This window comes from Haloarcula sp. KBTZ06 (assembly GCF_048595605.1).
GTDB classification, from domain to species: Archaea; Halobacteriota; Halobacteria; order Halobacteriales; family Haloarculaceae; genus Haloarcula; species Haloarcula hispanica.
This window is the reverse complement of the sequence record NZ_CP184337.1, coordinates 1,833,885-1,852,778: the sequence shown is the minus strand read 5'-3', so window position 1 is coordinate 1,852,778 and position 18,894 is coordinate 1,833,885. Positions and strand designations below refer to the sequence as shown.

At 52.2% G+C, this 18,894-nt stretch carries 20 protein-coding genes and 1 tRNA gene; 13 read left to right on the top strand and 8 right to left on the bottom strand.

The window, feature by feature from the left end:
- Position 1: 1 nt before the first annotated feature.
- A complete protein-coding gene (locus ACNO8S_RS09625) occupies positions 2–607 on the bottom strand; it encodes a DUF7287 family protein (RefSeq protein ID WP_050036754.1) in 606 nt (201 codons plus the stop codon).
- A gap of 210 nt (positions 608–817) precedes the next feature.
- Here ACNO8S_RS09625 and ACNO8S_RS09620 point away from each other — a divergent pair.
- From ACNO8S_RS09620 to ACNO8S_RS09610, 3 genes are all read left to right on the top strand, one after another.
- A tRNA-Ala gene (locus tag ACNO8S_RS09620) sits at positions 818–889 on the top strand.
- 194 nt (positions 890–1,083) lie between these two features.
- On the top strand, positions 1,084–1,227 hold the full coding sequence (locus ACNO8S_RS09615; RefSeq protein WP_420181842.1) for a hypothetical protein: 144 nt from the start codon (positions 1,084–1,086) through the stop codon (positions 1,225–1,227).
- 358 nt (positions 1,228–1,585) lie between these two features.
- Positions 1,586–3,424: a hypothetical protein gene (locus tag ACNO8S_RS09610; protein WP_420181841.1), complete on the top strand. Its 1,839-nt coding sequence runs from the start codon at positions 1,586–1,588 to the stop codon at positions 3,422–3,424.
- 204 nt (positions 3,425–3,628) lie between these two features.
- Here the strand turns inward: ACNO8S_RS09610 and ACNO8S_RS09605 are convergent, their stop codons facing one another.
- The 4 genes from ACNO8S_RS09605 to ACNO8S_RS09590 form a co-directional block, all read right to left on the bottom strand.
- Positions 3,629–4,768 (bottom strand): DNA cytosine methyltransferase, encoded by a 1,140-nt coding sequence (locus ACNO8S_RS09605; RefSeq protein WP_420181840.1) that lies wholly within the window; start codon positions 4,766–4,768, stop codon positions 3,629–3,631.
- 63 nt (positions 4,769–4,831) lie between these two features.
- Entirely contained in the window at positions 4,832–5,806 is a 975-nt protein-coding gene (locus ACNO8S_RS09600) for a hypothetical protein (protein ID WP_420181839.1), read from the bottom strand.
- A complete protein-coding gene (locus ACNO8S_RS09595; RefSeq protein WP_420181838.1) occupies positions 5,803–7,602 on the bottom strand; it encodes a hypothetical protein in 1,800 nt (599 codons plus the stop codon). Before ACNO8S_RS09595 ends, ACNO8S_RS09600 begins: the two co-directional genes overlap by 4 nt.
- A complete protein-coding gene (locus ACNO8S_RS09590) occupies positions 7,599–8,684 on the bottom strand; it encodes an HD domain-containing protein (protein WP_420181837.1) in 1,086 nt (361 codons plus the stop codon). The genes ACNO8S_RS09595 and ACNO8S_RS09590 overlap by 4 nt, the downstream gene beginning before the upstream one ends.
- Before the next feature lie 325 nt (positions 8,685–9,009).
- Here ACNO8S_RS09590 and ACNO8S_RS09585 point away from each other — a divergent pair, with 325 nt between their 5' ends.
- The 8 genes from ACNO8S_RS09585 to ACNO8S_RS09550 are packed head-to-tail and all read left to right on the top strand — an operon-like array spanning position 9,010 to position 14,451.
- Complete coding sequence (locus ACNO8S_RS09585; protein ID WP_008313104.1) at positions 9,010–9,381, top strand: hypothetical protein; 372 nt, start codon at positions 9,010–9,012, stop codon at positions 9,379–9,381.
- On the top strand, positions 9,378–9,776 hold the full coding sequence (locus ACNO8S_RS09580; RefSeq protein WP_420181836.1) for a hypothetical protein: 399 nt from the start codon (positions 9,378–9,380) through the stop codon (positions 9,774–9,776). Before ACNO8S_RS09585 ends, ACNO8S_RS09580 begins: the two co-directional genes overlap by 4 nt.
- Before the next feature lie 39 nt (positions 9,777–9,815).
- Entirely contained in the window at positions 9,816–11,612 is a 1,797-nt protein-coding gene (locus ACNO8S_RS09575) for a hypothetical protein (protein ID WP_420181835.1), read from the top strand.
- Complete coding sequence (locus ACNO8S_RS09570; RefSeq protein WP_420181834.1) at positions 11,612–11,773, top strand: hypothetical protein; 162 nt, start codon at positions 11,612–11,614, stop codon at positions 11,771–11,773. Before ACNO8S_RS09575 ends, ACNO8S_RS09570 begins: the two co-directional genes overlap by 1 nt.
- Before the next feature lie 49 nt (positions 11,774–11,822).
- The gene (locus ACNO8S_RS09565; protein ID WP_420181833.1) at positions 11,823–12,350 is read left to right on the top strand and encodes a hypothetical protein; all 528 of its coding nucleotides are present in this window, start codon (positions 11,823–11,825) and stop codon (positions 12,348–12,350) included.
- Positions 12,347–13,180 (top strand): hypothetical protein, encoded by an 834-nt coding sequence (locus tag ACNO8S_RS09560; RefSeq protein ID WP_420181832.1) that lies wholly within the window; start codon positions 12,347–12,349, stop codon positions 13,178–13,180. Before ACNO8S_RS09565 ends, ACNO8S_RS09560 begins: the two co-directional genes overlap by 4 nt.
- Positions 13,173–13,469, top strand: coding sequence for a hypothetical protein (locus tag ACNO8S_RS09555; RefSeq protein WP_420181831.1), 297 nt, complete (start codon positions 13,173–13,175; stop codon positions 13,467–13,469). Before ACNO8S_RS09560 ends, ACNO8S_RS09555 begins: the two co-directional genes overlap by 8 nt.
- Entirely contained in the window at positions 13,462–14,451 is a 990-nt protein-coding gene (locus ACNO8S_RS09550) for a hypothetical protein (RefSeq protein ID WP_420181830.1), read from the top strand. The genes ACNO8S_RS09555 and ACNO8S_RS09550 overlap by 8 nt, the downstream gene beginning before the upstream one ends.
- Before the next feature lie 234 nt (positions 14,452–14,685).
- Here the strand turns inward: ACNO8S_RS09550 and ACNO8S_RS09545 are convergent, their stop codons facing one another.
- A complete protein-coding gene (locus tag ACNO8S_RS09545; RefSeq protein WP_420181829.1) occupies positions 14,686–15,699 on the bottom strand; it encodes a hypothetical protein in 1,014 nt (337 codons plus the stop codon).
- Positions 15,700–15,919: 220 nt separating this feature from the next.
- Between ACNO8S_RS09545 and ACNO8S_RS09540 the strand changes: the two genes are divergently transcribed.
- On the top strand, positions 15,920–16,408 hold the full coding sequence (locus ACNO8S_RS09540) for a hypothetical protein (protein WP_420181828.1): 489 nt from the start codon (positions 15,920–15,922) through the stop codon (positions 16,406–16,408).
- Between the two features lie 2 nt (positions 16,409–16,410).
- Here the strand turns inward: ACNO8S_RS09540 and ACNO8S_RS09535 are convergent, their stop codons facing one another.
- Positions 16,411–16,704 carry a hypothetical protein gene (locus tag ACNO8S_RS09535; protein ID WP_151145836.1) on the bottom strand — a complete coding sequence of 98 codons (294 nt, stop codon included), beginning with the start codon at positions 16,702–16,704 and terminating at the stop codon, positions 16,411–16,413.
- Between the two features lie 13 nt (positions 16,705–16,717).
- A complete protein-coding gene (locus ACNO8S_RS09530) occupies positions 16,718–16,846 on the bottom strand; it encodes a phage repressor protein (protein ID WP_225308098.1) in 129 nt (42 codons plus the stop codon).
- Between the two features lie 824 nt (positions 16,847–17,670).
- On the opposite strand from ACNO8S_RS09530, the gene ACNO8S_RS09525 reads away from it, so the two are divergent.
- Positions 17,671–18,699 carry a tyrosine-type recombinase/integrase gene (locus tag ACNO8S_RS09525; protein WP_420181827.1) on the top strand — a complete coding sequence of 343 codons (1,029 nt, stop codon included), beginning with the start codon at positions 17,671–17,673 and terminating at the stop codon, positions 18,697–18,699.
- The last annotated feature ends 195 nt before the right edge of the window (positions 18,700–18,894 follow it).

The window sequence follows — 18,894 nt, the reverse complement described above, 5'->3', positions numbered from 1 at the left end:
GCTACCACATCACCACGCGTACTGTGACATCCTGCCCGTTCAACGAGACCACTCGCAACGCAGTGACCGACGCGTCGTTGTTTGTCGGCGGGTTCCCACCAGTAGTGAGTACCGTCCCACAACTACCACTAGCTTCAACGAGTTCCTCAGTTGCTCCATCCCAGCAGAGCGTTTCATCGGAGGCCGCTGTTGCCGTCGCGTTCCCCCGGATTGTGACGTTCACGTTCTCCCGAGCCGGGTCGAGCCCGACCCGTTCCTCCGCACTCCCGCCTGACTCGTAGCCACATCCTGACGGTGGTGCGTTCCCAGCGAAGAACTCCCGAGTACAGTGTTCGTCTAGGACGTACGGCTGCTGTGGCGAACCGAGCATCCCCATTGTGAGCCCATCGGCGACTCTGTCGGTCGTGACTGTCTCCTCCTGAACCCCCGCAGAAAACGGCGACAACAACCCCGGAATGAACAGGAAAATGAATATCAGGACACTCAGAAACAGGCTCATACCGATCGCGAAGTCCAGCGTCGTCTGCCCGCGCCGGTGCTCTTCGATCCAGAGTGACCGGCCGACACGCCGGTCGTTAGACTGCGTCTCGTTTCTCCTACGGTTCATGAGCCTGATTCACTAAACTGAGATTACTGTAGGGATGGCCTCAGTCGTTATAGCCATTATGGCCGTACTGTAACTCCAATTACCAGATTTCTATGCACTCCACGAGGCCGATGTAGTACTGGCCTAACCGAGACCGTGGGGCCGGTTCTCTATGTCCCGGTGCTTCGATGGGTTTAAGCAATCCCATCGGGAAGCAAACAATGCACGCAAGGGCTCGTAGATCAGGGGTAGATCACTCCCTTGGCATGGGAGAGGCCCCGGGTTCAAATCCCGGCGAGTCCATCCTCATTTTACCGTCGTAAGCGGGGAATTAATAACACGACGAGAGCGCCGTTTCTCCACCTTTTCGGCACAATCGGGTTTCGAGAACCCTCCCCGGAGAAAGCTAGTTCATCGGGAATCCGGATGCACCCCTCGCAGTCACGCGATTATTCCGAGGGAGGACGGCTTTCTGACACTTCTCGGAGGTGGTCGGTGTGTCGCCTAAACGCGACCTCGCCCAGCCTGCCGACTGGCCGTTCGCTCGTGATGAGTTCGTCCGTGCGTCTCGCCTCATAGAGGCGACCGACGACGATGTTCGTCGAGCAATCGAGCGCGTCGAGGACGGTGGTCAGCAGTGACGGACTGGTCGAACTACGTCCAGTACCGCTGTCCACTCTGTCAGGACAACTGTATCAACAGGGCCGACCATCCAGCGGCGGAGGCCAATCGCTGTAAGCAGTGCTACAAAGTCCCCTCGGCAGACACCACAAGCGAGGGTACGGGAGAGCTGGCACGCCCGGAAGCGCAACGGAGTGAGCATCCCGGACCGGAGGGCGAGCGCCAATCGCACTCCGCACCAGCTCGACCAACTGGAAGCGCCCCCACGCGGGGCGACCCGGAAGCCCGAGCGTTTCCCCCGAACCCGGAGGGTGAGGGGAATCCCAACAGCGACACACTGGGCAGTCGACGAACGGACGCCCATTCTGATGGTCCCAAATGAGCGTCGTCGAGCCGCCGGGACACCTGGGCGGTCTCGACCTCGCCGATAGATGTAACACTCCCGTCTTAGCAGACCTTCTCGAAGAGCGCGATCTTCTCGGTCACGGCCAACTGCTCGATGGAACACTTACAGAACGTGACGAAGACCGCGTACGCGTAGCGAAGTTCATTGCGGCGCATCCGGAGGGTACACCGCTGTCACACGTTGTTTCGTACGCAGTCAAAGGAGTCTCACCCGAAACGTGCGAGCGCGTCGAAGGCTCTGACCCCGACTACCAGTTTGCATACCGCTTTGTCGATGACCTTGTAGCCCCTGAAAACCCCTACGTGCGGAAATCCGAGTCTGCAGGGGTTCTGATGGTGACCCCGACCCTCCGCCTTCTTGACTTGATTACAGAAGGCATTACTCAAACAGCCAACGAAGAGGGCATCAAGTACGACAGAGAGTTTTTGCGGAATTACCTCTCTAAGGTTGATTCTGTCGACGATGACCTCCGGGAGCTACTGAAAGACGGTTTTACATCCTACCTCAATCGCATCAAAGACTACAAGCTCCTGTTCGATGTCCACTTCGTCGACCGGCGTGGTGGCGAGTCCACCAAACGGATGACGAAGGACTACAAGACTCGCTTCAACGACCAGGGGCGCGTTTCCAAACAGTTTGCACGGTTCAACGATGCACTCGAATACGGCTACGAGAACGCCGATAACGCTGTACTGGTCACACTGACGACCGACCCGAAGCGTCAGGACTCATTGCTCGACGGAATCGACTCTATCAACGAGAATTTTAACCGGCTATTGTCGTACTTCGATTCCGACCCTTCGACGAAAGAGAATACTCGACGTTCCGCTATACCTGGCTGGCGGCACGATCTCGATAGCGAGGTGACCGGGCGACCGCGTGACCGACCCGACTACATCAAAGCCCTAGAGTTCACAGAGAAAGGCTATCCGCACCTGCACGTCCTGTTCTTCGACGTACCAACCCGTGACGAGGACGGTATGCCGTGGCTTTGCGACAAACCGGAAGTAGCCACGAAGTGGGCCGACTACGGCCAGGGCGAGATCGTCGACGTGTATCCGCTGACTTACCGTGACGACCTCGACGAGCTGGAGCCGGAGTTCCAGAGCGACGAGGGCTTCGTCGACTGGTACAGGTTTGGCGACCACGATCACGGCGAACAGTGGGTGCGCGAACGAACCCGGTCGCACGAGCTGATAGAGTTCGGCGACGACGGTCACGAGAAAGAATCAACTGCTGGCGCGTATCTTGGGAAGTACCTGAGCGCGACGTTCGGCTCGCTGCTTGAGGCGACGGAGTCCTTCGAGCAGGGTGACGAAGATCGAGAGACCTACGCGGACAAAGCGGCCACCTGGAAGCTCGCGCTGTACTGGGCGACGAACCGACGGTTCTGGTCTTGTTCCCGGTCGATTACGGAGGGGATAGATCCAAACGACCACCTGCAAGACCCGGACGTACGTGAAGTCGTTCGCTGGTGTTCCCTTGACTCCGTTCAAGCCGCGAGTGAGAGCGAAATACGTGACGACCTTGCGCGTCAACAGTGGGACAACCTCGCCAATCTCGATGCAGCCATAGAGCGCGCCATTTCTGATGTCGAACAGCCGAAGGTACGTTCAACGCTTCCTAACGAAATGACATTCCGGAGCGTTGTCGACTACATTGGTGCATACGCTTATTGGGACCTCCCGGGAAGAGAGGTGGCCGACGGTTCAGGAAATCTTGAGGACATTGAGGACTGTGTTGTTGATACCGACAGTTTATCTGAGGTTGACTCTGAGAATACCTCACCGATTCTAGATGTGTGGTCATAATTGGTTCTATTGTGGGTTTTGTATAATATGTGTGCCTACAGGAACGGTTTCCCGAAACTATAATCGACAAATGCGAGAAAAACACGAATTGATTTTAATTAGATATACCATCTATAAAATCCAATATCTCAGAAATAGTTGTCTGTTAGCTACAACTTTGGATATATGTAACATAATTAAATTCGCCTGATAAACAATTAAGATTCAAACAGATGAGAGCTCACCCGTAGCATGGCAATTTCGGAGAGACTTTCCAATGGAATATGCCAAATTCACGGGGACTGCATCGCCAACCATCTGTTGACGAGCATTGAAACTACTGCCTTTAAAATGATAGTCATCAGGGAACGATTGAAGTCGTGCTGCTTCCCGTACCGAGAGTAAGCGATTCTGAGTGGGATGAACTATCATCTGCTTTCGAAAATTCGCTACCGTTTTTGCTGGCTCATGTTCCTCTAATCGTTGGTAAATGTGATCATGCGTCTGCTGGCGATTTGTATAGTTCTTCATAAGATCTTCTGGAATGTCTCTCCAATTACCACCCTGAGGAATATGCTTGAATCGTCGATATGTCTTTTCTTGATTTCTTGTAGTTCGGTGGTTCATAACGACACCTGGCTCCTCGTGACGTCGCATTTCCGCTACATATTCGCTAGCTTCAGAATTATCGAATGAATATTCCATTTTCAGCTCGCCACCGCCCCCTGTCGGTAATTCAGGTAAATCTGATATTGCTTGTTTAACAGTTACTGGCAGTTTGAATTCGAACTCTGCTTGAGTAGGTAATTCCGGTTCAGCGGATTTATGACCAATAAAAAATACGCGACGTCTCTTTTGCGGGACTCCAAACTTTTCTGCTTCTAAAACACCATATGTGGTGTTGTACCCCATTGATTCAAGCCGTGCGATTATCGACTGTTTGAATTTACCGTCAGCTACGGTGAGCAATCTCGGGACATTCTCTATTAGAACAGCCTCAGGACTAATCTTTCGAACTATTTCTAAGAATCGAGCTGGTAGTTCATTCAAAGGATGCTCTGCAGAATCTGACCGAACATTCGCCATTGAAAAACCTCTACACGGTGGTCCCCCAATCACTAAATCAATCTCCTCGGTATTATATCCATTCTGAGACACCGCTTCTTTAATATCAGAGATTACATCTTGTCGCTGAATATCTCCTACAATGGGTTCACAATCGTGATTAGCCCTAAACGTTTCAATAGAGTTCTCATTATTGTCGATACCAGTGACAACATTATATCCTGCTTTAGAAAAACCGGCACTCAGTCCCCCTGCTCCACAAAAAATGTCGACAACATTCTTGAGTTCCGTCTTCGGCATCTATCAATTTCATTCCGCAGCGTTATACTTTAAACTGTTCACCTCATTAGGAGATAGTTGACATTATTTTACCCAGTCAATGTACATTGCTTCTGAACCTGATGAGTAATTTTTTAGATTATATTCGCCAGGAATAGTGTAGACAACTTGTACCTCCCGTGATTCTCTGGCTGCGCTCCATGCACCTAAGGTGGACAGTTTAGTGCTCATCGGACTCAGAATCAGATTGTATTCATCAGTGTATTTCTCAATAACCTCTTTGATATCATTTTTACTATCAGTTATACTATTGGCAGAGAATCGAAATCTGTCTGTGTCTTGTTGGTTTAGAACCAACTCCTGCTTCTGCAGATTCTCTTCAAGAAACGTTTCCTTCGTTGGAGGGTTGCCGATCCCCATCAATACTTTACCGGGTTCGATTTCTTCAATTGTACTGACTGCTCGATCTTTTTCGAATCCCGATAAGATTATTAATAATGTTGGCTTGCTTGAATTTTGTATTCCAGCAAACCCAATGACATTCCGTACCAGTCGATGGCCTTTGGTAAGCCACTCGCCATGATCCTCTGGCGATACATACAGTACTCTAGTAGAAATATCATTGCTTAGAGAATATAGAATATTAAAAGCCACCAGAAGCGACTCTCGATTAAACGAAGTAACATCAACTGTGATATTTAGGCTATTGCGCTCTGTGAAATTTTTAAACCCGTCTCGTAGAGTATAGAGTTGTTCATCAGCTTCCAGCCAACTCCCCATCAATACATCCACGTTTTCGCAGTGTTTCCGAAGGGACTCCTTTTGTTCCTTTAGATGAGTTTTGGTTACCTCACTGTTTGATCGTTTGAAGTACTCCTTATTCACATAAATAATACCCCAGTCTGCTTCATAATCTGAGTCTAGGGACTCAGTTGCGGTCAGCGTTCGTTCCTCGAAACCGGCACTGGTAAGATAAAGATCATCAGGTTTACTGGAGTCGATCTGCCCGACAGTAAATTCTGACCCAAGCTGTTCGGCTTCGATGAACTGCTTGCTCATTTTTCCTCCGTAAACGTATTCAAGGACTCCTGTTTTTCATCAATATCTAATCTGCGTCTGACAAATTCAGAACTATCATTGCAGCCTATTTCGAGTAGCTCTGGGGTCAGTGTTATTCTCCCTTCAAATCCGGTTGGGTCTAATTTGAACATAGGTGCTAATCTTCGATTGAGTATATACCAATCAGATCTTCCACCACCCTCCTTGGTACTATATGTCTTTACTTTGAAATATCGTATTCTCTCTCCCAATTCTAAGACCCTATCTAGATCTGAATCGCTGGGGATGTCGCCACGGATGGTAAATGAAAACACTCGCGGTTCGCGGGAGTCAGGGTCATGAAGCCGGTGATAAAACAGTTCCCCTAAGGATCGGACCAGCGTTTTTAAATCTTCAATATATCCAATATCCTCCTCAGGTAGAGTTTTGGCGATTTTTTCAGGGGCTTCCTTTAGGAAGTCTTCAGAATTCTGTTTCAGTACTTTATGTTGAATCCTCGGCGGTATGTGTGTTATATCATCAACATTATCTCCTTCACGCTTAACCTCATTGAACATTAATTGGCAAGGCTCCAAGAAATTCCGAACTACACCCGAAGAGATATGTACAATCTCATCGAACCCGGAATAGAATTTTTCTGTTTTTCCTGCGGCCAGCTCTTGGAATAAGCGGGCCTTAGCATACCTTGAGGTATAATCAGACTGCCTACCTGGTTTTCCTTCTTCTAACCATTCGTCTTCCAATTCACTTTTAATCTCCTCTAATCTTTCCTGCTCAAACTCCCGGTACGGCAGGAATTCTTCAATATCAGTTGTGGGTACACCAGATACTTCCAATCGTTTTTCTACAATATCTCGGACCTTCTTTGAATACTGTTTGTCTTCCCCAGTATAGAGCTCCTCAAAATCTATTTTGTTATAATCGTGCGTCTCCTCAATTCTCCCTCGACCCGTTGTCTCAAACGTTTCATATCTATCTCTAGTTGAAGAAATCTTCACGCAGAGGGTACTCTGATCTCTATTTGCAATCCATGTGTTAATTACTTCTTGCTGTTCTTCAAATAGATGGAAAGCGTCGTCAATAAAAATGTACACCGGAACATCAGAACGACCGAGTAACTGCTGGACATTGGACATTAACGGAAGCAAAAAGTCGTGGTATCCGCTGGTTGCGCCGGTGTACTTCGCATCTGAACTTAGCGCAAGTTCTTGTAGATAATGCGATATTTGACGTTTTTCCGATATGAATAACTCCTCTAACCATTTGAAAGGGTCTTTATTTTGCTCATATCGGTCGGAGGCATACTCCCGAGAAGCAGTAATTGAACCACTATCGAATAAATCTAGAATCTTGCGCGAAAAGCTAACTTTCTTATCATGGTTGAAGTAGCCGCTTGGAAATTGTCCGGAGAGAGTTGAAAGGGTTTCTTCTGCAACTGTCAAATTCAACAGATGTTCAGATATAACTTGTGAGGCACGATCATTTAATAAATCAAGTTCAGTCTTATCTATCTCTCCTTTTTTGCAGGGAGTATAAATGCCCAGAAATGGTTGATCGCTATCAAAGAAATCGTCAGGTGAATTGTACTCTACGAATCTACATTGCGGTTCCAAGTATCTGAGCATAAAACTCTTGCCAGACCCTCTGGGACCCCAAATAAAGGTGTGTTTTTGTTCTTTGACATTGTCTAACTGAGTATGTTCCTTAATAAAGAGGTCAACAATCTGCTCAGCTGGAACGTCCTTAAGTGCGTCAGGGCTGTGTACAGCAAATGGATTTTCTGCAAGATCTATCATTGTCCTTTCCCTCCGTGTGGTAAACCAGATCCAGCTGTATCAATCTGGTCTGACTCGGGTAGTTGATGAGGTTTCCACTCTGAATACTCTTCGAAAAATTCATCATATATGTTGATATTTGGATAATTTCCTTTGGTAGTCAGCCCTGCCGCAGCAAGGGTTTCATTTATTTCTTTTATAATGTTGTTTGAGTCATCACGAATAGTAATTTCCACGTTAGCCTCCCGGATTTCGGCATACCTGTTGAAATATCGCTCACAATACGACAGCTCATTTACTAATTTTTCAAGGCGGCAAATTATGTATTCGATTAATGATATTTCACCATTCTCATTTCTTCTTTCTTCGAAACTTCCCGGGCAAGGATACATTTCGGTAGCCCTCTCAAAGCTAACTTCGATATTGAGATTTATAGCTTTAGCATTTAGGTGTGGATGACATCCCTGAATCGTTTCGGCGTAACGCCAGAATATTTCACTCTCTTCTGGTACAGTTTCTCGTACCCAAGTATCACCTGACACCCGTTCCTGTGTCTCTGAAATTTCGTCAGCAAAGCGCAAAATTCCAGCTAATGACTTTGGATATATTTTATAAACTCCACCTTTTATGTTGAATGTTGCACTTTTTTTAGGAATATTTAATCCTGCCTGATGACGGTGCCCCTTGATAATATCGTCCGTCGTCGCTTTTATCGAGGTAGATGGAAAGGCAATGTCACGGAAGCGGGAATTTACTTCAGTCGATATTCTTTCATGTTCGGATCGGTCTATAATCATACCTACATCATGCCAGAGGATCCCCGTAAGGAGAATGAATAGATCTAATTCGTTTAGATCCCCTTCGTCAAGATCTCTTAGTTCATTCTTCAGTAGCCGGCTGGCTTGATTCATTACTGCAGTAATATGCTGTTCGCCGTGGTCTGTATACCAGCTACAGTTTGATTGGACCCAAGGATACATCTCATTTTCAAGATATCTCTTAGTCTGTTTGTATTGCTCCAAAAATCCAGCCGCATTTTCAGAATCTTCTGCTGCACTAATTAGCGCTTGCTCCAAACCTGTCTCAAAAGTAACCTTTGACATCTCAGATGAGAGAACTCCCTTACCAAATGTCCAGACTGTGAATCGCCTTAATTGTTTTCCGACTATTTCTACAATACTAAGTATCAAATATAGCTGTGAGTAGTAGCCCCGAACCAGTGAGTGGAAATTAGGCATTGAGTGTTATTCCAATAACTTTGGTGCAGCCCCTAGTTCGTGATAATTAACTTACAGTGCAGTTATATTCGTTAAAGCATGAGGATATGAAACTCTCTGTGGGTCAGACACCCAATGTATTAATTTCTGCTTTCACTTTCACCGAGGCGAGCGACCGCTTCTAGTATCAACTCGCGAATCTTCGTCGTGTATGGCAACTCAGGAAACGCCATCCTTCGACGATCTCGAACCGGTCGATAACAGCACCTCTGACGACTACGATTCGGAGTGGATTGACCTCGAACCCGGCGAATCGGTCGTCGGTGAGATTCGGGAACTCACACCCAACTGCGGCAAGTACGACACGACCGTCATTGAGCTGGCCCGTGGCATCGGCGACGTGGTCGCCATGTGGTCGAACAGCCAGATCGACAACGCGCTCGACGACAACGACCTCGGCGAGGGCGACGTAGTCGGTATCAAGCACACCGAACAGACGAGTACGTTCACGAACGAGGACGGCGAGGAACAGGAGTACGACATCTGGAAGGTCCGGGAACTCCCTGCTGGAGGGCCTGAATGAGCTACCAGAATCGCGCGAGCGACATGGTGAGCGACTACATGAACATCCGTAGTCTGCCCGCCATGCTGTCGGTGGCGTTCGTCGCGGCCAGTCTCTACCAGTTCGGCGGGATCACCACGGTCGAACTCCCATGGCTGTCGTACACGCTGACGACACAGCACTCGCTGCTGATCTCGCTCGGGGCCTTCGCTGCGGCGTTTGCCAGCTCCGAGACAAAGCAGTTCGAGTACTACGAGGACTGGGAAAAGATCGCCATTGCGCTGGGTCCCGCTGTCATCCTCGGCAACGAGTACCTGCCAACGGTGAACGACTTCCTCACTTCCCTGGGCGACCCGCTCGGGATGCAGCTGGCGTTCCTCGCTACGGTCGTCTCCTGGGGAGTTGCTGTTCAGTAAACCGATGATACGACGCTATTCTTTCGGAGGTGAACCCCGATGAGTCACGCACGCTCGATCTTGCTGGCTGGCCTGCTCGTCTTGTCGACAGTCGTTACTGGTGTCGGCCCCGCGCTGGCACAAACAGCCACGGACAGCGGGCCAGTCACCTACGAGTACACCGGCTCCCCAACGACGCTGATTGTTGATACCAGCAATCTTGACGGTGGCACGGAGTTCACTGTCGAGTACACCACGCAGGGCGGCCCGTCCACCGGCACGACCGTCTTAGCCCGTGAAACGTACAATACGGCCAATCTTGACGGGGACGTGCTCCTGTTCTTAAATTCCGGGGCATATGAATCGGTGAACGTCACCGTCTCCGAGTACTCTGGTGGAGAACCGAAATTCGACACTTGGGATGGCCGTGGCGAAACGTTCCATACGAAGGTGGGGACAACCGGCGGCGACTCAGACCTCACATGTGATGTGTCTGATAAAATCGCGGATGTTGTTGGCTACGTCGACAGTCTCGACTGTACGGCACAGCCGGGCACGACGACCGTCAACACGACGAATACCGACACTGCACAGGTCAAAACGGACATCTATCAGTCTGCCCTCAACAGCAATGCTAGCACTGACAACACGCTAACCGTCCTGAACAACGACCTGAAGGATGCTAAGACGCAAGCTCGCATTGAGGGCAAAAACGCCTATATCCGCGCACTGAACAACGGAAGCAGTAAGTCAGCCGCTAAAAATGCGGCTAAAGAGGCTGTAAGTGATTTCTACGCGACCCACCAGCGGAATCTGCTGGCTGAGTACACACTGACCGTCTCCCACTTCAAGTACCTGCGTAGTACTGCCCTCAACGAGAGCATAGATAGTAGCTACGTGGATACTGACGACCAGTCGCTATCAAGCACCGGGGACTACACTTACGACTGGAATCAACCGACAGACTCCGTAACTCTCACTGATGGCACGACTGAGGACTACACATACGTCCAAATATCCAAGACCTACGGTCCGGGTGGCGACACCGAAACGTACGACCACTACATCACAAACACTGCAAAATCTGGTGCAACCCTCGGTATATCGGCTAAGTCGCTTGGAGTCCATGGGTACAGTTCCGATACGTCGTATGTTGCTGTCGTCCCCTTCGAGCGGTTCCAGTCTACGTGGACAACTATCGAAAATCAAGACCAGACTGTTCGCGATGAGATGGACACGCTGGCAGAGAACACATACAGCGCCTATCAGGCTGGCGAAATCAACAATAGCGACCTCGTGGACCCGTACGTGCTGGCGTCCCAGCAGTCGCCGGGCGACGACTTCCAAGGCTGGGCCGCAGCACAGCTAACGCTACTCGGCACGAACTCTCCCGAAAACTTCGACCAGATCGGGAGCTTCAACGTCACCACTGAATCCGGTACGCAGTACGAGGGCGTCCTGTTCTCGCAGGAGAATCCCGCCAGCGGTCAGTTCGAGAATGGGACGACCTACAACACGTCTAACATTGGCGGCACGCAGTACGTCGTTACCTCGGATCGCATTGTCGAGTTGGATGGTGAGTTTACTATCGACAGTATCTCCACACAGGACGGCCAGACCGTCCAGAACGTCACTATCCAGAAAACCACCTATGAGACGACTAACGTAACCGAACTCAAGCAACAGTACGAGGATCTGGCACGGAAGCGAGCGGAGATCGAGGCGCGTGAACAGAACCTTCGTGGCTCGGCTGGTGGTGGCCTGCTCGGAAGTTCATCTTCCTCGCTCGTGCTGGTACTGATTGGCGTTGGCGCACTCTACGCCGTGAGCCAGCGGCGAACGGGAGGTAACAACTGATGGTCTACTGGCTGGCTCTCAAGCTCGTTCCTCGGTACCTGTGGCTCGTCATAGTCGCACTCGTTGCGCTGCAACTCTCGGGAACCGTCGATGTGATCGGGCCAGCCATTGACTTGGTGTCGTCCTGGCTCCCGGAACCGTCGCTCGACTGGTTCTGGTGACCAACACGCGAATTTTTCGAGCATGAACCCACGTACGCCTATACTCCTCATGCTGATTGTCAGCTGTATCGCTCTCGCTGCTCCAGCAGCAGCGCAGGAAACAACGAACGAAACGGCGACCTCGACGAACGTCTCCGCACCTGATGGCGCACCCAGTGATGTCGAACTCGTCGTCGATGAGAACGTTGTCGTGACTGACTATCACTACGCGGACGGCCAGCTGGTCATCGACTTCTGGTCGGACGAGTACAAAGTTGTCAGTGTCGCCCCGCAGGTTGACGACGGTTCAGAAGCCGGCAGTGTCTCATTCCGTGCGGCTGTCGTCGACGCGGATACGACGACGACCGTTCGAGTGCCATCCAGCGGTGGCGTGACACTCTGGACTGAGCAATCCATCGAACAACAGCGGTTCCACTACCTCCGCAAGCCCAATTCGTTCATCATCACCGGCCCGTGGAGTGGTGAGGACGTTCGCAACGCTGCCCTCGGCAGTGCGCTCGGTGTCGTGATTGCCGTCCTGTACGAAGCCGTCTCCGCGAAGATTGGTTCGGCTCAACGAGGTGAGCGATTGGCATGACCGAAGACGAGAGCAATCCCGATCTCGACCGCGACGAGATGGCGCACAACGCTGATCCTGGCCCGGACCACAGTCGGACCTATCGACTGTTCCGGTGGCTCACGAACAACCTGCTGTTGATCGCGTCGGGTGTCGGTATTGTCCTGTTCGTCATCGCGTCGATTCTCGGCTACGAACTCCCACGAAGCCTGCGTCTGATCGGACTCTGCGCGCTCGTGACGATTCCACTGGTCGGACGGCCGACCGGCAAGAAGGTCCGGTCGCTGCTGTGGGACCCGAATTACGTCTGGCTTGTCGACATTGATGCCCGAAAAACGAAAGGCGGTATCTTCCGAACTCCTGGGCAACGGTTCCGCGAGTGGTCCGTCGACGACGGCCAACTCGACTGGGTGAGTCCCAATCTCGCCTTTGGCAAGAACGTCGATCTCGAAGCCCAGACCGTCGACGGCTGCTGGCGCGGCACGCTCTCCGACCGGGAGCTGATGCGAACGCTCCAGGCCGTCGAAGAGTGTCGCGGCCAGCTCGAAGCCGACGCCAAGCGCGGGTTCGCCATCGAAGCCCAGGCGTTCACGATCATCCGCAACGCCACCCGAAAGGCGGTTCTCCGTATCGTGTCGACGTTCGAGCGCGGGACACTGCCCGACGAAGGTGACGCACTGACCGACGAGATAGATTCGGCTATCGAGCAGTTCGGACTTGACCGGAAGATTCGACACACCGAGGACGATGAGTCTCCGGAGTCTGATGTTCCGGGTGTCCGTGTCGATCTCGACCAAGATCTCGCTGATCTCGCCGGTGCTGGCGACGGAGGTGCTTCAGCTGATGATTGAACTTAACCTAACCCATCGTGAGAAGAGTATCGTCGTGGTGACTGCTACTGTGACGTTCATCGCTGGCTACTGGGCTGGCCTATGGGCAGTTCCGCCGCAGGCACTCGATGTACCAGTTGACGTGACGTATCGCGCCGGTGAACAGGCATACCAAGCTGCGTACCGTCCTGTTCCTGATCATCTCCCTGTGTTGTCGGTGGCGCTGCCGCTGATCGGCTTCGCCTACGCGTTCCGGGACCAGCTCGTGGAAGACGATACCGACTCTGCCGAGGTGCCAGCTGATGACTGACTCCGACGAACGACTGCTGACGGCGGCCAAACTCAACGAGGCCGTTGCTGGTAACATCGAAGGCGGCGAGTCCCTGCACGAGCATACCGGCGTCGTGGCTGACGACGCAGAACGAGCGACCCTGTCGTTCGTCTCGTCGCTCTTCGACCGTGGTGCTGAGGTAAACGGTTCCCGGTCGTTCGGACAGACTGCACTCTCCGATGTTCTCCAGTCCAAGTACCACACCGAAGCGGCTACCCGCGCCATTGAGAACGGCAACGGATCACTCGCTTCCTACCTCGTCGGCATCACTGAACAGGAACTCGACGCGTCGTCGCTGACGGTGACCGCTCGCCTGATGGATCGGCTCGATGCCGATGGGACACTGACGACGGTTCTCGCTGCGGGCCGACCCAACACTGGCAAGACGAACACGATGTTCCTGCTCGCTTCGGATATGGCTCGTGCTGTCTGGGATGACGTGCTGGTTATCTCGAACTCCAAGACCTGGGAAGGCGCTGACCGCTACGTCTCCTCGATGCACGAGCTGATGACGCTCCTCGTCGAGAACCGCGACGTTCCGAAAACGTTCGTTCTTGACGAAGCCAGCCGATACATGGATGCTCGTGTATACAGCCGTGAAGTGAGTACCCAGTACGCTCCCGCACTGAAAGCTATGAGCAAACTCGGTGTCGAAGTCGTCGGTGCGGTCGGACACACCGGAAAGGACGTCGTCCCAGAGTGCAAGCGACTGACCAACTTGGCATTCTGGAAATCTGCGCCGGATGTCGTTGAGTTCTACACTAACTGGGACGGTGACGCAGACCGGCCCGACTCTCCGCTTTTCGATGCCGATCTGACCGATCTCGAACCGACACTTCACAGCTACGACCCGGACGACGTTGCCTCTTGGAAGTGGAATCTCGACCCTGACGTGTGGCACGGCTTCGACGACTGGGACCACTTCGGCGACCGTCTGGAAGAACTCGGCCCAACCACGTAGCCGAAGATCTCCACAACCCCGTCGCCCACCCACCCGCCGACCCACCGCTCTCAGGGGTCCGGCCACGGTGTATCTACTGATTACACCAACGCCACAAGCGAACGGCGACGCGAAGCGCCCCCCTCACATGGGGGGCCGAGCGAGCCTGTGAGCGCACGCCCCCGAGCGGAGCGACGGGGGCAATCCCAATGCGAAAGCCCGGTCGAAGACCCGGAACGTAAGTGCAGTTTCTGCTCAGAAATTGTCTGTATTGACAAATTCTAACTCTTTCTCTGGATATTGGTACGTCGACAGATCCTCTTCCTTACAGTGTTCACTCAGGTTCGCTGGGGTGACCTCGTCACCTTTCGGCCCCTCATACACGACAGTAACATCGTATCCATCTACCTCGATTACGACCGCAAGATTAGGATCATCGTGTGAGGATTTGATGACGTAATCACCTACAGTGTACGGATTCTCGGCGAATTTCAGATTCTCGTGCTTGTAAGTGTAGAGACTGATATCTTGGTCATCGCAGTACGATGAAAGCAGAGCTGGTGAAATATCTCTCCAGTCACCCGGGCCTTCATCGAGCGAGCTCGGGAAAGCTACTCTGACCGCTTCGCCGTCAAGCTCCTGCCCGTAGAGTTCTACCTGCGTTTCTGGGGGGAGAACCTCAATTACAACACCCACTGACGCATCTTCGTCGTCACGCTTCTGTACGCGATCTCCCGGCTGGAATGGATTCTCGGGAGTTTGGTTCATATTCGCAGTGTTCGGCCCGAGGTCCTGAAGGTCGTTCATCGGACGAGTTGCCAAGTGTTCGAGCTTCTCAGGAGAGTTACCAGAGAACTGTTCCTCTGTCTCAACCTTGGATTCGAGCGTTTCGACGTGTTCCCACCCGAGTAGAATCAAACTATCCTCGTTGTCCCGGTGCCAGGCCATCACAATAATATCGTCTTCGGAATCCTTCTCGACGAGCGTCTCTGGCAGAAATGACGATACGTCCCGAGAGGTCTTCACGTCGATATTATAGCCGAAAACCTCGAAATCGTGACCAGAGTAGCTCTCTGGGTTACACCGTCGAATGGCATCTTCGTTTTCCCATTCCCACATCTCCGCTGGAAGGTATTCTCGACAGAACTGCTCAAACGCGATTTCCCCAAGATTTCCGATACGCTTCACATCGACATTATCTGCGCCCTGCTTCACTGCTTGATGATGGGCGCGATCTCTATCTATTTCGTCGGGAGTAAATTGATACACAAGTCAATCAGTAGACTCAATCGGTATGAACATTCCCCTGAATTCACTCCATGAGTCGGGGATGGCTCGGGCGTGGATACAGATTCACCACGGTCCGACCCGCTCTTTCAGATGGGGCTGAGCGAGCGGATACTTAATCGTAAAAAATGGACTGGCTAAATCATCATATTACCAATTTGTATCCAAGCACTATATGTCATTCACGCCTGAATGAGATAGTATGTCATATAGCGAGTCAGAAGGGGAGATTATATTTTTCTCACAAATACGGCATGAGCTAGATAATTTCAGTGATCAGTTCCGAAGCGAAGTCGATGCAAAGGGAAGTGAATACTTGGGCCCATATCCTCTTCCGGAAGTCGACTCTGCTGAGCTTGCGCGATTTCTAATACATATAAAGGACCCAGACTCAGACGAGGCACCAGATAGAGATCTACTAGAGGAGTGGTTGTTTGATATAGTCAGTAATAAAAAGAATCTTGAAACCCTCATTTCTGCATCCGAGGAAAATTCATCCATCTTTGGACGCAGATATCAGATTTTTGGAGATCATGCAATTAAAACGGCCCTATCACGAGAGATTCCCGAGGAAGTTTTCGCTGCCGCTCAAATTGACTGGCAAGAGTATGATAAAGGCAGCGGCCATGACCCATATACTTGGGACCCCAATGTTGATCACATCCCGACACACCCTGACGGCCCTTGGTAAACTCACTCCATGAGTCGGGGATGGCGCGGGCGTGGGTACAGCTCTACATCGACCTCGCCTTCGAGATATTGTTCGCCTTCGGTAGTCAACTCAACGAGGTCCTGATCTTCCGTCAGAAATGCCACCAAATCGGCATCGGCCAGAACACGACATCGTTCTTGGACCTGTGCCTCGGTGGCATGAATCCCATCTTGAAGTGCAATCTGACTCGCGGTCGACCACGAATCGTCACGAAGGTGTTCCAGTATTCGGTCGTCGATACACTGCTGCCAGCGGGCGGTCTTTCGTATCGTCATGGTGGAGGACTACTTACACGCCGTTCGTCTCTGATTCAGCCGTCGGCGATGGCTCTGAAATGCTGTTTTCTCCGTCGATGTAGACGCCTTCTTCGGCGTCGTATTCTTCATCGAGGTACGCTTCTCCTTCCTCAGTAATCACGTAAGCTCCGTTCCCAACGTGTCGGAGTAGGCCGTGTTCGGCTAACTCCTTACATCGACGCGCGATGTGCGTTTGAGAGACTCTGATGAGGCCACTTTCGTTGAGCTGCTTGGGTGTACCGGATCCCTCATTTTCAGACATCCACTCTAGGATTCGGTCATCCCATACGCTCTGCCACGACCCAGATAGGCGCATTCTATTATCGCTTCTACGTGTGGACACCTAATACATTTTATAGGCCCTCTCAAGTTCTCTTACAACTTACTAACCACGTCGTTACATTTATGTTGTCAGCACGTTCTTGTGTATCTGCGGGTCACTGATGGCTCTCGGTCGTCGAGAACCGGGCCGTGGTGTGACACGGCCCAGAAAGTGGCTCCGCCCGGCAAACCAATGTCGTACGGAACCGATACGGGGAGTACTCCCCGCACGAGAGTAGTCGAATCGCCTGCTGAAAAGTCCGCTGTTCGCCCACGTACGGAGTACCGCGTTCGGTGTCCTGACTGTAACTTCTCCAAACGGCACGACTCGTATGCCGACGCGACTTCCTACCAGCGCCGCCATCCTTGCCCGCACTGTGACCGAATGCTCGGTCTGTCGGAGGTGTCGAAGCAGCGACGAAATGAATCGCTTGATGCTGCTGAAGCAGTCGCGGCTGCCTGCGAAGCCCGCCGCGAACTTCTCATCGATGGTCCTGCACCCTCCGTTTCGAAGATACTCGAGGCGATGGGTCGAGACGGTGACGGCTACCCGCTTGGTGATAAACCAACAGAGGACAATGCGTTTGAGACTGCCCGCCAGCTGCTTGCCTCGATGGGGGAACCATGAGCGACGACCTCGAACCGATAGCTCCGGCGACCGCGGTGAACCTCTACCTCGATCACCGAGAACCAGAGCTATCTGAAAAGTCCCTCACGAACCAGCGGTACCGGCTCAACTCGTTCATCGAGTGGACCCAGTCGAAGGGAATCGAGAACATGAACGGGCTAACCGGGCGCGATCTCCACGAGTTCCGTGTCTGGCGTCGACAGGGCAAGGGAAGCGAATACGGTGAGGTGTCGAAGGTAACCCTTCGAGGCATCCTCGCTACGCTCCGAAAGTTCCTCGAATTCTGTGCCAGCATCGACGCGGTCGAACAGGGAATGCGTGAACGGGTGTTGCTCCCGGAGGTCGACCCCGAGGAAGCCTCGAAAGATGAGAAACTCGATACCGAACACACCGAAGCGATCCTCGACCACCTGAATCGCTACCAGTACGCCTCCCGCGAACACGTCATATTCGGAATCCTCTGGCACACTGGTATCCGACTCGGTAGCCTCCGCTCGCTTGACCTGGACGACTTCGACGCTGATGGGCAGTACCTACAACTGCGCCACCGGCCGGAAACTGGAACTCCACTGAAGAACGGACGAGCTGCCGAGCGGTCGATAGCTGTCGGTGACTTCTACTCCGAAGTGATTCAGGAGTACATCGAGAACCACCGAGATTCGGTCACCGACGAATACGGTCGGGAACCGCTCATCACCAGCGACCGGGGCCGTCTGAGTGAGACACCTATCCGGAGTACTGTCTACCAGTGGACTCGGCCCTGTATGGTCGGCGAGTGTCCACACGGAGAGAACCCCGAGAGCTGTGAGTACATGACTCGGGACACTGCCAGCAGTTGCCCGTCGTCCCGATCTCCGCACGGTATCCGCCGCGGTTCGATCACGAAGCACCTTCGAGACGGTACGCCGGAAGAAGTCGTTTCGGATCGGATGAACGTCTCGAATGACGTTCTCGACCAGCACTACGACCAGCGTAGCGAGCGCGAGAAGATGGAGGTTCGACGGGAGTTCATCGACGACGCATGATCCAGCACCAGTACACTACAGCGGATGAACCTAGAAAGCGCGCATCCTCGAATAGGCTAACAACCCGGCGAGTCCATCCTTATTTTACCGTCGTGGATGAGAGATCGACAACACAGGTAGGCTGATTTGGGATGTAGCCCGGCGGATTCTATAATAAACCACACAATCGAGGGCACAATACTGTCTAACCAAGAT